The sequence below is a fragment of the Antrihabitans spumae genome, assembly GCF_043944905.1.
In the GTDB taxonomy this organism is placed as follows: domain Bacteria; phylum Actinomycetota; class Actinomycetes; order Mycobacteriales; family Mycobacteriaceae; genus Antrihabitans; species Antrihabitans spumae.
In genome coordinates, this window is sequence record NZ_JBIMSN010000181.1 from 18,245 (window position 1) to 29,837 (window position 11,593).

Genomic DNA, 11,593 nt, shown 5'->3' on the forward strand with positions numbered 1-11,593 from the left:
GTTACTCCTCGGGGAGGTCGAAGACGGGCAGGTTCGCTGCGGGGAAGCCGAAGGCGATGACTTGATCGCGCAGGCGTGGTGCGAGGCTGCCCCAGCGGCCGTCTTCGAGAGGGTTGGGGCGCACGTAGACGGTGGAGATGGCGGGGCGTGAGTTTTCGCCTGGTTCGACCCAGGCGACTTCGCTGATGTAGCGGCGTGACACGAGGTGACCCGCATCGTTTCGGGACCAGTGGGTGGTCATTTGGACGATGAGGTTGACGTGGGCTGCGACTTGGCGGATGGCGTAGGTCTCGTCGACACCGGGTTCTTCCATGGCGAGGGTGGTGAGTCGGTCGACGGCGCCTTTGGCTGAGGTGGCGTGGACGGTCGACATGGACCCTTTGGCCATTTGGAGTGCTTTGAAGAGGGCGAGGATCTCCTTGCCGGCAACTTCGCCGACGATGACGCGGTCGAGTTGCTGGGAGACGTATTCCTGCAGGATTTGGTGCAGGTCGAATTTACCTTTGAGTGCGTCGGTGAATTCGTTGCGTTCGCCGCCGCCGGTGATGACTTCGGAGGACACGACGAAGGGTTCGCGGCCGGGGAGTTCGTGGAGGTAGAGCTCGCGGACGAGTTCGGCTGTGCCGATGCGTGTTTCGAGTGGGAGTGCGTTGGCGAGGGCTCGGACGAGGGTTGTCTTTCCGACGCCCATGGGTCCGGACACCATGACGGAGGTGCCAGCGAGGACTGCGGCGACGAGCAGTTCGGCGAGTTCCTCGGGCATCACGCCGAGTTGGACGAGTTTGTCGATGGTGATGTCTTTGTGCAGGTGTTTGCGGATGGCGATGGAGAGTCCGGCGCTGGCCCAGCCGATGGCGGAGAGTCGGATGTTGCCTTTGAGGTTGAGTCGCATTGCTGGGTTGGCTTGGGAGAAGGATCGGCCGCCGCCTGGGGCGTGGGCGCCGAGGAAGGACACCCAGTGGATGGCTTCTTCTTCGCTGTCGAAGACGGGGTCGCGGACCTCGATTCGGCCGTCGCCGTACATGACGGTGGTGTGTCCGTTGGTGATCAGAATGTTTTCGATGTCGGGTTCGTCGACGAGGGGTTGGACGGGTCCGAGGCGGAAGAGGGTGTCGCAGATGGCGCGGACGAGGGCTTGTTCTTCGTCGGGCATCGGTGCGACGCCGCCGCCGACGTCGATGGTGGTGGAGACGTGTTCGCGGACGAGGTCTTCGACGATCAGGGTGCCGAGCTCTTCGATTTCTTCGGCCGAGTAGCCGATGGTGATGGTGATGTTGTTGGGGTCGGCGACTGCGGAGTCGCGGTCGCGACGTTGTTCGGTGAGGCGTTTGGATGCTTCGGAGCTGAGGCTGCGGATGAGCCCCTTGTCGAGTGGTGCTCGATGCTTGGGGCCGGGCTTGGCGCTGGTGACGAGTTCGGCAGCCGGGGTGGCTGGTTGCAGCCACGGATCCGGTGGTAGGCCGGGATCGGCCAGTGCCTGCGCTGGGCGCGTAGCGGTTTCGGGGAAGCCGGCTACTGCATAGCCGTTGTCGCGGAGGTCGTCGTCGGGGCGGCCGCGGTACAGGAAAGAGGTCAGGTCACGTCGGGGGGCGGGCTCGGTGTCGTCGGGGTGTGGGTTGCGCGCTGGTCGGCGGGCGTTGTCGTCGGTCATTGGGCACCTCCGCGGGTGGGGACCGGTGTGCGGGTGAGGTCGGGGCGGGCCGCGATCCAGTCGGGCTGATGGGAGTCGATGAAGGAGGAGATTTTGGGCCAGGTGCCGTTCAGGGAGCGCAGGTAGAGCGAGCGGCGTTGGCGCCACTGCGACAGTTGGGCGCCTTCGGAGAACATGCGGGCGTCGTTGGGTGCGTCGGGGAGTGTGGTGATCAGGTCGATGCCGGTGGCGTTGGCGACGTCTTTGGCGTCGTAGACGTCGTTGCCGAGCGCGAAGCCGTTGCCGACGACGATGAGGCCGAGGCGTGCGGGTGAGCGGTGTTTGGCGAGGTATCGGTTGATTGGGTCCATCGCGGAGGCGAGTGCGGCGACTTTCGGCAGGGTCGGGCGTACGAGGATGGCGATGAGGTCGGCTCGGCGGACGAGTTCCATGTGTGGGCTGGTGTGGGAGATGCGGCCGGCGTCGACGACGACGGTGGTGCCGGCGGAGGTGGAGTAGTCGGCGAGGAGCTCGGCGAGTGGGCCCCAGGTGCGTTGCATCGGTTCGGCTTGGCCTGCGTGGACGAGTCCGGGTAGGACGCTGGTGCGGGTGTCGGGCAGGTGCACGAGTTGGCTGGCGAAGGCTTCGCGGAGGCGGCCGTAGCGGTCGTGGTTGATGAGGTTTTTCAGGGATCGATCGCGGACTTCGCTGCGGAGGTATCCGGACAAGGTGGGTGAGGATCCGACTGGGTCTGCTTCGACGAGCAGGGTGTGGTGTTCGGCGCCGCGGACGACGGATAGGCCGAGGGCGGTGCTGGATACCCCGGGGGCGTCGGAGACGGACGCGAAAGCTACGAACATGGGTTGGTCACCGAACCCGGGTGTCGAGGACGAGGGCGACGCGGTGGGTCGCGGCGCGGGCTGCGATCCAGTTCGCTTCGGCTTCGGGGACGAGGACGTCGACGGTGGTTTGGCCGATTTCGGGTAGTGGTTGTACGCGGACGACTTGGGCGTTGGATGAGATGGGCGCCTGGACGGGGCTGTTGTCCTGGTCGCGTGGGGTGTCGATGATGCGGATGTCGTCGCCGATCAGCAGGGGTGTGGCGGGGAGTTTGTCGGCGCCGACGGTGATGCCGACCATCGTCAGCCCTTTGCCGGGGATGACGGCGTCGGTGATGGTGTTCGGGTTGAGGACGGTGCCGCTGGCGAGGTTGGTGGATGCTGCTCGGCCGACGATGGCGGCGAGGTCGCTGGCGGAGATGACGTTCAGTCCGGCGTCGGTGTTGACGGTGGCGGAGGTGAAGTCGTCGCTGGTGAACATTTGTCCTTGGGGGACGTCTCGGGCGAGGACGAGGATGTCTTGGGTTTGGCGGAGTCCGTTGACGAGGGCGACGGAGCCGAGGATCAGGATGACGACGAGAAGGATGCCGATGCCGAGGACGATGGGGCGGCGACGGGTGCGGACCGGTGAGGTGACCCGGACCATGGCGGTGGGGTCGTCGGGTTGAGTGCCGGCGCCGTTGGTGTGTGCTCGGTCCCGTTTGGGTGGGGAGAGCAGCTTCGCGATGTCAGGCATACGTCTTTTCCTTCATGGTCTGCTGGTCAGGCGTGGACTTTGCTGATGTGTGTGTGGACGGTAGGTGCGGGTGTGGACAGCGTGAACGGATGTGGAATCAGTGGGGTGTGGGCGCGTGAGATGGCCAGGGGTCTGCGGGAGTGCTTGTCGCATCGCGCACCTTCCGGCGTGGGCGGCACCAATCAAAACGGGACGATCTATACCCGCGTAGTATGACCGCGCACTGTGACGCCGCGCAACTATGCTGATTCGATGCCCAACGTGACACGGCGAATTCTCAAAGGCTTCGACCGACAAGCCTTGATCGACGCCAGAGCCGCGGCCACCATGACCCAAGGCGATCTCGCCCGCATCGCCGGCGTCAGCCTCACCGCCATCCGCGACTGGGAGAAGGGCAACAACACACCGCAAGTCGACAAACTCGCCATAGTCGCTCGCACCCTCGACGTCCCTTTGAGCACCTTGGTCGTCATCGCCGAGATCGATCGCACGCTCGCGGACCTTCGGATTCTTGCCGGCCTCACGCAACCCGAGCTCGGCAAAGCCGCCGGCATCAGTACCACTGCAGTCGGCGCCCTCGAACGAGCCGAGGTCGGCTTGAGCGACATGCGTGCTGCAGCGCTCGCCGAGACTCTCGCCGTCGACGTTGCCACTGTCCGGCACGCCTATTCGAATGCGAAGAACCGACCGCTCGGTGCGCCCGCTTAACCTGCGTTCGTCAATAGAACCCATCACTCCCCCACCGTTGTTAGCGCTGCCCCCTTGCTGCCACCAGCCACCCCGAAGGGAAGTAGCTAACCGATGGCAATGACGCCGACCCGCACCGCGGTCGTGTGTGGCGTCACACCTATCTTGGAATCCTAATGGAGATCTCCGACAAACTTCAGATTGGCGAATAGGCGGCAACAACTGCGGTTCCTTATGCGCCTATAACGCGAACAATCGGTACGGCACATTTCCATTCGTTGCACCGCTGGTTGGTTTTACGCAATGCACTAAAAGTGCAGTACAGCGCAATATTCCTTCATGACGTGGGGGTAACTGTCGAACCCGGATTCGGTCATCACAATCTGCATACGAGCAGCTCTGAGTAATTTATGATCACTCGCCTGCGCCGATACGAAGAGAGACTCCGGGGAAAGGTCGGGCCGCTCTTCGGATCGCAGAATCACGAGCGCGTGCATCGATCGCCGGTCACTCTCGTCGCCATCCAAATTCAGGTAGCTGAAGCAATGCGGGCTTTCGTGTGAGACTGAGTTATGGCGATCACAAGGTTGACCGGCGGATGGGTGCGCTACAACTCCGAGTATCAGAACGGCAAACGCACTGACTATTGGCTCGACGGATTTCCGGCAGGCACAACCGACGACGAGCGGCGCCGAGGTCGCGGGGTCGACAAACGGATCAGTCCGATTCTCGACTACGACGCAAGAGGAATTGGACCGATCGAGTGGATCAACGCGACACACGACCGGGCGGTCATCCTCGCCGCCGACGGTGGGTGGCACCAGGGTGGTGAGTTTCATGTCTGGTACTCGGCGGGAGGTTCGACGCTGCCACGTGAGATCACCCCGCACGTGATTTTCGGTCCCCGAATTGTCAGTGGTGACAACGTTGGCTGGCAGGAGCAACTGGACCAGGCGGTGCAACAGGTGCAGGACTACCTCGGTATCGACGAGGTCGATTGAACGGGGCGAGAGAATCGGTGCGATGCCGCGAGGCAATCGTCTGGTCAACAGTGATCACTCCCCCGGACCTCGTCCCCTCAAGGTCCGCGCGGGTACATTTTCGATCTTGGCGAGAGCTCGGCGCAGCTGAGATAGTCCTCGAACTCGCCGCAGGCACTAATTATCGCGACCGTCTAGCCGATGGTGGATACGGTTCTGTCGAGCGTTTGCTCTCACAAGAAGGAGGCTGAACGAGTGGACAAATACGACGACATCACAATCGACTTGATAGGCGGCAAAGCGCTCGATCGGTTGCTCACGCTCAATGACGAGATTCTGTCGTGGGAGTGCGGGCTGCAACCGCGAGAGCGGGTTTTCTGTGACACCGCGCAGATCACGGAAGAGCACTCCGACATGGGTGTCCCCTCCGGGCGGTTCACTCTACGGGCGTCGAACCCTCGGAGCGGCGAAATATTCAATCTGCCGGTGACCCCGGAGATTTTTCCTCTGCGTATACGACGCTGGGCCGGACAAAAACCTCGCATTTGAGCCCACCTCCGGCCAAGCGAGCGACGGCATCCTCTGTGGCCCGGATTGGCGATTGCGATGGAAAGAGCGACCACAGGTCGGGTCCCGGATCCCAATTGATACCCACGCGTCACGGACTAGCTGAAAGCGTCTCAGTCAGAGGTTGCGGTCGCGTATCTTTCGAACCGCGTCCGGTGTGATGCCAGCGAAGGTCGCGATGTCGCTTACGCGTGCGCCGTGCTGCAGTGCGTCGACTATGGCTGATGTCAGGCGCGTGTGGGCAGACTCAAGCGCGTCGGTGTGACCGTTGTGGCGAGCATTGGCGACGGCACCCATGGCGTGGAAAACTCGCTGCAGCGTGGGGTCCTGGTTCTGGCGTCTTAGTTTGCGTTGGATGACTTCGTTCTGCACCTCGGTGAAGTCTTCGAATGTGAACAGGCGGCGATCGCCGAGCTTGGGCAGGACTGTTCCTCGGTTCGCGACAGTCGCGATTGCAGCATCAATGTCCTCTTCATCAAATCCACTGATGCGGACCTTCTGTCGTAGCTGATCCAAGGTCAGTAGATCTCGTTTTCCTTGCAGGGCCTCGGCTATGTCGTCGACTGAGAAGCCTTGCTCGATAAGCAGTTGTCGGAGTCGCTCGTCATCATCGCGGTTGACCATGCCGATAAATCTAGCGTTCAGCCTCGTAACGATCAGGCATGTCTGCTGGCACCGCGCGTGCCATGGCTTCCGGCGAGACGGGGTTACCAATAACGCAACAAGAGCGAATAGTCGACCGCGGTTCAGTCGTCTGGGCCGCTTGGCGCGACAGTGGGCGTACAAGCGACGGCTGAACGGGGGGCCGGTGCTGTGACGCCTCGCGGACTGTAGAGGGACTACCGTAATTTCATGCGCCGCAGCTATGTTGAAGCACACGTACCGCTTCCGGAGGCCGTCGGGCTTGCCCTACGTTGGGCTGGCGGAGCTGCCACTGTCCATGTGCCTTCCACGGGGGCCGTCGAGGACAACAAGTGGATCAAGAAGCTCGGTGTTCCGATCACGTCTTCGTCGTCGAAATCGGGATTTCATGGCCCCCCGCGCGGCGTTGTTGTCGGATTTTGTCTCGACCTCTCTGAAACTCTCAAGGTTGAGCGCAGTGCTGTTGATGGCGTCGTTGTTGTGCGGGCGCAGGGTCCTGTGAGGTTCGCTGAGGGTGTGCCGAGCCATGCTCCATGGGTTACGGCATTTGATGTCGAATGTCTCGGTGGCGAGGAGATCGGACGGGTCGCTGAGGTATCGGCGTCGCTCAAGGCTGCGATGAGGGGGCTGTCGTATGGGGCGATCAAGAACCAGGGGCTGGTGGACCCGCGTGAACGCAGCATGGTGGTGCAGACGCTGACTTATCTTCGTGATCACGGAGTTGTCTTGGAGCCGGACGGGCTGATGGTGGAAGCGTTGCGGAACGGTTGGGGTGGGGTGGGTCCGGAGGCTTTGCGGGCGCTTGCTGTTCAGCTTGCTGGTGGGAAGGCGTTGCGCTTCGAGAAGAGGGTCACTCCGGAGCGTCTGGATGAGTGGTTACATTCGACATAGATCCATGTGAGGCATAAGTATTTCTTCATGTGGCACACAAATTACACTTAGAGCGTCACCTGAACGCCTAGTAGTGTTATTCTTGTGGCATGAGCGGATATTCTGGCGCTGACGTGGTGGCGGAACTGAGCGCTGAGCAGTGGGGCATAGTGACGACCGGACAGGCGCGCAGGGCCGGCGTAAGCGCTCAGCAGATCAAACGCTTGACCGACCGAGGGATCCTCGATCGGCTGCACTATGGGATCTATCGAATGACACGCCTCCCCCACGATCAGCACCTGCCGGTCCGGGTGGCGTGGATTGCGCTCGATCCAGAGACTCCAGCGTGGCACCGTCTCGAGCAAGATCTCCCGACCGGCGTTGTGTCGCATCGATCCGCTGCGGTGCTGCATGGTCTCGGTGACATCGATGCCGACGTCGTCGAGCTCACTGCTGTGCGCAGGATTCGGCTGTCGCTACCGGATTTGAGAATCCACACTGCGGCTCTCGATCGTCGCGACTGGGTGGTTGTGGATGGGATTCCGACAACAACTGCGGTGCGGACCATCGACGACCTGGCTGCTGCGCACATCGACAGCGGACATCTCGCCGGTGTCGTTCGAGATGCCGTCGAGCATGGCCTCGCATCTATCGGTGAGGTCCAGCAGGTTCTGCGGCCGCATGCGTTTTCCTACGAGCACGCACTCAACGATGGAAAGGGATTTCTTCGGGCCCTTATCGCCGAGGCCGGTGTGTCGCAGGACCTGGTGGAACTCGCGGGCATGTCCACAGGAGATGCCCTGTTCAAAGACCGGCAGACGGTCACCGACAACAACATCCGTCCTCGTACTGGCACGGACGCGTTTGCGCGACTGAGTGGGGTCGTGACCGATGATTCGGTGTCCGCGGTACGCAGTTTCATCGACTCGTTCGATCCGCAGTTCGACAGCTCCAAGCTGGCGGAGGCAATGTTTCGAACGTCCGCAGTCCATCAGATGTCGGAGAAGCTTGCCGCATCGCTCACTGATCAGCCTGGAGTTCGAGACGCGCTGAGGCGAATCAGCGAAGACCTTTACAACAGTTCGGCGGTTAAGGACATCACCGCAGCTCTCATCACTGGCGGGGCGGGATCCGATGCTGTCGCGCAAGCCTTTCGCGTTAGTCGCAACACCGCCGCGCCGCCAAACGACGCGACGGACGAGGACAGCGAATGATGAGATCCTCGCGTTCCCCGGTAGCGGTCACCGCGAGTCTGACCGCGCACATCAAGGCTGAAGCAACGCGAACCGGCGTTCCCTTCGATCGAGTGAAGCGCCGGTTCGTCATGAGTCGATTCCTGGAGCGCGTGTTCACCGCAGATCCTGACGGGTGGATCCTCAAGGGTGGCGTTGGCATGATGATCCGCTTGCCGCAGGCTCGGCACAGTCGAGACATAGACATGATGCGGATGCCCCGCGATGACGGGCACGACGGGCGTGCGGTCGACGAGTTGCAGCAACTGGTGCACAGCAACTCGATCGATCCGCTTGCTTTCGACATCACATCGACTCGAACGATGGCTGCCGACAAGGGATTACGAATCACTGTTGCCGCACGGCTTGGGCTGAAAACGTTCGACTCGTTCCCGATCGATCTGGCTGCGTGGCAAGGCGTGGTCGGCGAGGTCGAGCATCACGCCCTGTCGCAGATTCCCGATCTGGACGATTTTCCTGTATCCGCAACGATTCGGTTGTATCCGCTGGCCGACCAGATCGCCGACAAACTCTGCGCCATGTACGAGCAGCATGCGCTACCCGACGGACGGAAGGTGGCCTCGTCGCGATATCGCGATCTTGTTGACCTGTTGCTGATCAGCGGCAATCTAGCTATCTCGATGACGTCCACCGTCGCCGCGCTGGAGAAACAGCGCGCACATCGAAACATTCTGCTTCCTAATGCATTTCAGGTGCCCGGAGCGGGATGGTCGAGTAATTGGTCTGCAACAGCGAAGGAATCTCCATTGGCGGCCGAACTGCACGACCTCACGACGGCACTCGACATCGGCGGGCGGTGTTACGGCCGGATCTTGGCTGCACTCCCCGCTGGGCGCCAGCCACCGGACACCTGGAACCCGCGGCTCTCGCGGTGGACGAGCTAGTGCTCCGGTTCTGCTTGATACTTCAGATCTGCAGGGAGTGAATAGGTAGGATTGAGGGACATATCCCCCGGAAGGCAGAGCGCGCGATGACGAAGCGACAGGAAGTGTCCCGACGCGTGCGGGTTATTAGGGCGATTCGGCGAAACACCGAACTCGAGGGCACCAGCAGCACGAGCGCAACCCGTGCTGATCAAGTTGCGTATGCGCGCGGAGAGATTGATGTAGCCAAGCTGGGTGAGCGAGTTCGGCATCGCTACAACTTGTCGTGACGTTGTGCAGTAGGTAGGCCTCGGTGGCGAATTTGCCCTGGGAGACAGATGATGTCGATCGAAACTGGGAAGCGTATTTCCTACCATGGACCGATGTTCTCCGAAACCGGATTCATGCCCGCTCGCATGTTGAGCTGCAGTATTGCCGAAAACGACCTGAGCGAAGTTCGTCTCCTGGAACTGCGAGAGAATCCCCATTTGCTCGATCGCACATACGATTTGACGCATTTCGCGGCAATACATCGCCAGTTGTTCCAAGACGTGTACGAGTGGGCAGGTCATCTTCGGACGGTCGGCATCGAGAAGGGTGAATCGTTCTGCCCGCAAGGAAACATTGGTCAGGCGATGGGCCATGTCGCGATGCAGATTGCGGAGACAGACCGGTTGAGATCTGTTCCGCGGTCCGATCTTCCGGAGAAAGTCGCGTACCTGTACGACTACGTGAACTACGCGCACCCGTTTCGGGAGGGCAATGGGCGCAGTACTCGCGAATTTTTCGACGAGCTGCTCGCGGAGCGAGGCCTGGGACTGGCGTGGAATCGTACCGATCTGCCGGAACTTCATAGCGCATGTCATTGCGCCCGAGTCGATTCCGACCTCGGTGGTCTTGTTGCGATGTTCGCCCGGATCATCGATGATCAGCCGGCATACGACTACTTCTAGACCACGATCATCGTCAATGGGTCAGAGGCATGTAGTTCGCCGTGGACATTTTGCGCGTGGATGCGGAGCTATGTGTTCTCGTCGCGGCTCGGCGGAGTGAATCCTGTTGGCCAAGCGGTTTTTTCGTCGTGGACTATGTCGGTCATCGTGGCTTGTTCCAGACCCGTGGTGTTGGTCAGGTTTGCGCCTTTGAGTTTTGCGTGGCTCAGGTCGGCGCCGGTGAAGTCGCAGGTGTCGAAGCATGCGAGAGTGAGATCGGCGCCGCGGAGAATGGCCTGTGTGAAGATCACTTCTTTCGGGGTTGCTTCGCGGAGATCTGTGTCGGTCAGGTCGGCGCCGGTGAAGTTGGTTCCGAGAAGTGTTGCTCGGTGCGAAACGCGGCGAATGCTTTCTGGTGGTGCCGCCATGTTGCGCGGCCGCATGCTTTCCTCGAGTTTTTCTCCGAATATGTCGCGATCGGGGTTTGTCAGGGTGAACGTGGATCCGCTCAGGTCTGCATCGGTGAGGTCTGCGTCGGTGAGGTCTGTGTATGCCAGAATCGATGTCGAGAGATCAGCGGTGTGGAGTTCGACTTTGCGGAGGTTGAGTCGAGAGGTGTGCCATTGGTTGGCTTTTCGCCATCCGTTGGAGTATCGCAGGCCTAGTATTCTGCGGCGGATCGCGTCGAGTATTGCGATGCGGACATCGGTTTCTGTGGTTTGGTTTTGATGCTTGTTTGCGCGTAGGTAGGCGCAGAGAAGATCTATGCAGACTTGCCGCTCCCGGCGGGATCCGCTGCTGGCCCAGTCGTCGGCGAGGGAGGCGAGGGCATAGACGCCGGCCATCCGTATGGCACTGGAGTCGTTGCCGAGTTGTTCAGCGGCGGTGCTGTATCGCTCGTGGAGGGCTTTGGTGCGTTCGTCGTGAAGTGCTGTCTCTGTCGACGTTTGCCGGCGGTAGCCGATCAGTGCCGCGGCGCCGAGGCCGGCTACGCCGAGCAGTGTCCCGGACGTCCTTGCCGCGTTGAAAAGTTGGTCGCCCGTGGCGGTGTTCAAGAATGCTGTCGGGTGGTAGGGCTGCCCGGTTTGTAGCCACAGCAGATAATAGAAGAGGCCGAGGACGATCGCTGCCCAGAGGGCGGTTCCCCAACCGACAAGTATGTGTAGCTTCATTCTGCCAACTCTTCCGTCGCCCGATTTCGGCGCTGTTGATGACGGCGTATCAAGGTGTCTCGATTTGCTTCGCCGAGATAGGCCTCCGATATGACGTCCTCGGTGAGGTCGATTGGGGATCCGTTCAATCTTCCGATCGCGATGTCGGTGAGGAGTTTGTCGCATGCGAGCCGGATGAGTTCGGCGCGGTGGACGCCGAGCGTTCGGGCCAGTTCTGTCAGCTGTGCTGCCAGGTCATCACCGAGATGTACTGGCGCGATCACCATGGACGGCTGTGTTTGCCGCCGTGCGGTAAGAAGCTCGCCGAGGCCGTCGGGTGATTCTGCAAGCATTCGACGGATTGCCAATCGGACAACGGCGCCGGGGCCTTGCCCCCGCGTGTTGGACACGCTTAATCCCGGACAGAGTCCGGGGGAAGCGAG

The 11,593-nt window shown here is 61.3% G+C and carries 13 protein-coding genes and 1 pseudogene; 8 read left to right on the top strand and 6 right to left on the bottom strand.

Going from position 1 to position 11,593, the window contains the following annotated elements:
* Position 1: 1 nt before the first annotated feature.
* From ACHIRB_RS30980 to ACHIRB_RS30990, 3 genes are read right to left on the bottom strand one after another with little or no spacing between them, the layout of a single operon-like run.
* On the bottom strand, positions 2 to 1,651 hold the full coding sequence (locus ACHIRB_RS30980; RefSeq protein ID WP_395113521.1) for a CpaF family protein: 1,650 nt from the start codon (positions 1,649 to 1,651) through the stop codon (positions 2 to 4).
* Positions 1,648 to 2,490: a P-loop NTPase family protein gene (locus tag ACHIRB_RS30985; RefSeq protein WP_395113520.1), complete on the bottom strand. Its 843-nt coding sequence runs from the start codon at positions 2,488 to 2,490 to the stop codon at positions 1,648 to 1,650. Before ACHIRB_RS30985 ends, ACHIRB_RS30980 begins: the two co-directional genes overlap by 4 nt.
* A gap of 7 nt (positions 2,491 to 2,497) precedes the next feature.
* Positions 2,498 to 3,205 carry an SAF domain-containing protein gene (locus ACHIRB_RS30990; protein WP_395113519.1) on the bottom strand — a complete coding sequence of 236 codons (708 nt, stop codon included), beginning with the start codon at positions 3,203 to 3,205 and terminating at the stop codon, positions 2,498 to 2,500.
* A gap of 252 nt (positions 3,206 to 3,457) precedes the next feature.
* On the opposite strand from ACHIRB_RS30990, the gene ACHIRB_RS30995 reads away from it, so the two are divergent.
* From ACHIRB_RS30995 to ACHIRB_RS31005, 3 genes are all read left to right on the top strand, one after another.
* Positions 3,458 to 3,913 carry a helix-turn-helix transcriptional regulator gene (locus ACHIRB_RS30995; protein ID WP_395113518.1) on the top strand — a complete coding sequence of 152 codons (456 nt, stop codon included), beginning with the start codon at positions 3,458 to 3,460 and terminating at the stop codon, positions 3,911 to 3,913.
* Positions 3,914 to 4,464: 551 nt separating this feature from the next.
* Entirely contained in the window at positions 4,465 to 4,893 is a 429-nt protein-coding gene (locus ACHIRB_RS31000) for a hypothetical protein (RefSeq protein WP_395113517.1), read from the top strand.
* Between the two features lie 234 nt (positions 4,894 to 5,127).
* The gene (locus ACHIRB_RS31005; RefSeq protein WP_395113516.1) at positions 5,128 to 5,421 is read left to right on the top strand and encodes a hypothetical protein; all 294 of its coding nucleotides are present in this window, start codon (positions 5,128 to 5,130) and stop codon (positions 5,419 to 5,421) included.
* A gap of 135 nt (positions 5,422 to 5,556) precedes the next feature.
* Here ACHIRB_RS31005 and ACHIRB_RS31010 read toward each other — a convergent pair whose 3' ends face one another.
* Entirely contained in the window at positions 5,557 to 6,063 is a 507-nt protein-coding gene (locus ACHIRB_RS31010) for a hypothetical protein (RefSeq protein ID WP_395113515.1), read from the bottom strand.
* 228 nt (positions 6,064 to 6,291) lie between these two features.
* On the opposite strand from ACHIRB_RS31010, the gene ACHIRB_RS31015 reads away from it, so the two are divergent.
* From ACHIRB_RS31015 to ACHIRB_RS31035, 5 genes and pseudogenes are all read left to right on the top strand, one after another.
* Positions 6,292 to 6,972 carry a hypothetical protein gene (locus ACHIRB_RS31015; protein ID WP_395113514.1) on the top strand — a complete coding sequence of 227 codons (681 nt, stop codon included), beginning with the start codon at positions 6,292 to 6,294 and terminating at the stop codon, positions 6,970 to 6,972.
* Between the two features lie 89 nt (positions 6,973 to 7,061).
* Entirely contained in the window at positions 7,062 to 8,165 is a 1,104-nt protein-coding gene (locus tag ACHIRB_RS31020; protein WP_395113513.1) for a type IV toxin-antitoxin system AbiEi family antitoxin domain-containing protein, read from the top strand.
* Complete coding sequence (locus ACHIRB_RS31025; RefSeq protein WP_395113512.1) at positions 8,162 to 9,088, top strand: nucleotidyl transferase AbiEii/AbiGii toxin family protein; 927 nt, start codon at positions 8,162 to 8,164, stop codon at positions 9,086 to 9,088. Before ACHIRB_RS31020 ends, ACHIRB_RS31025 begins: the two co-directional genes overlap by 4 nt.
* A gap of 86 nt (positions 9,089 to 9,174) precedes the next feature.
* Positions 9,175 to 9,357 (top strand): antitoxin VbhA family protein, encoded by a 183-nt coding sequence (locus ACHIRB_RS31030; RefSeq protein ID WP_395113511.1) that lies wholly within the window; start codon positions 9,175 to 9,177, stop codon positions 9,355 to 9,357.
* A gap of 32 nt (positions 9,358 to 9,389) precedes the next feature.
* Positions 9,390 to 10,020 (top strand): annotated as a pseudogene (locus ACHIRB_RS31035) (Fic/DOC family protein).
* A gap of 68 nt (positions 10,021 to 10,088) precedes the next feature.
* Here ACHIRB_RS31035 and ACHIRB_RS31040 read toward each other — a convergent pair.
* Both ACHIRB_RS31040 and ACHIRB_RS31045 read right to left on the bottom strand, forming a co-directional pair.
* Positions 10,089 to 11,171: a pentapeptide repeat-containing protein gene (locus ACHIRB_RS31040; RefSeq protein WP_395113510.1), complete on the bottom strand. Its 1,083-nt coding sequence runs from the start codon at positions 11,169 to 11,171 to the stop codon at positions 10,089 to 10,091.
* A partial coding sequence (locus ACHIRB_RS31045) for a ribbon-helix-helix domain-containing protein (protein ID WP_395127849.1) occupies positions 11,168 to 11,593 on the bottom strand: 426 nt, incomplete at its 5' end. The genes ACHIRB_RS31040 and ACHIRB_RS31045, both read right to left, overlap by 4 nt.

Coding starts and splice junctions, on each gene's coding strand:
- ACHIRB_RS31025 (WP_395113512.1), top strand. CDS start 8,162: ATGATGAGATCCTCGCGTTCCCCGGTAGCGGTCACCGCGAGTCTGACC.
- ACHIRB_RS31020 (WP_395113513.1), top strand. CDS start 7,062: ATGAGCGGATATTCTGGCGCTGACGTGGTGGCGGAACTGAGCGCTGAG.
- ACHIRB_RS31000 (WP_395113517.1), top strand. CDS start 4,465: ATGGCGATCACAAGGTTGACCGGCGGATGGGTGCGCTACAACTCCGAG.
- ACHIRB_RS30985 (WP_395113520.1), bottom strand. CDS start 2,490: ATGTTCGTAGCTTTCGCGTCCGTCTCCGACGCCCCCGGGGTATCCAGC.
- ACHIRB_RS31015 (WP_395113514.1), top strand. CDS start 6,292: ATGCGCCGCAGCTATGTTGAAGCACACGTACCGCTTCCGGAGGCCGTC.
- ACHIRB_RS31010 (WP_395113515.1), bottom strand. CDS start 6,063: ATGGTCAACCGCGATGATGACGAGCGACTCCGACAACTGCTTATCGAG.
- ACHIRB_RS31030 (WP_395113511.1), top strand. CDS start 9,175: ATGACGAAGCGACAGGAAGTGTCCCGACGCGTGCGGGTTATTAGGGCG.
- ACHIRB_RS30990 (WP_395113519.1), bottom strand. CDS start 3,205: ATGCCTGACATCGCGAAGCTGCTCTCCCCACCCAAACGGGACCGAGCA.
- ACHIRB_RS30995 (WP_395113518.1), top strand. CDS start 3,458: ATGCCCAACGTGACACGGCGAATTCTCAAAGGCTTCGACCGACAAGCC.
- ACHIRB_RS30980 (WP_395113521.1), bottom strand. CDS start 1,651: ATGACCGACGACAACGCCCGCCGACCAGCGCGCAACCCACACCCCGAC.
- ACHIRB_RS31040 (WP_395113510.1), bottom strand. CDS start 11,171: ATGAAGCTACACATACTTGTCGGTTGGGGAACCGCCCTCTGGGCAGCG.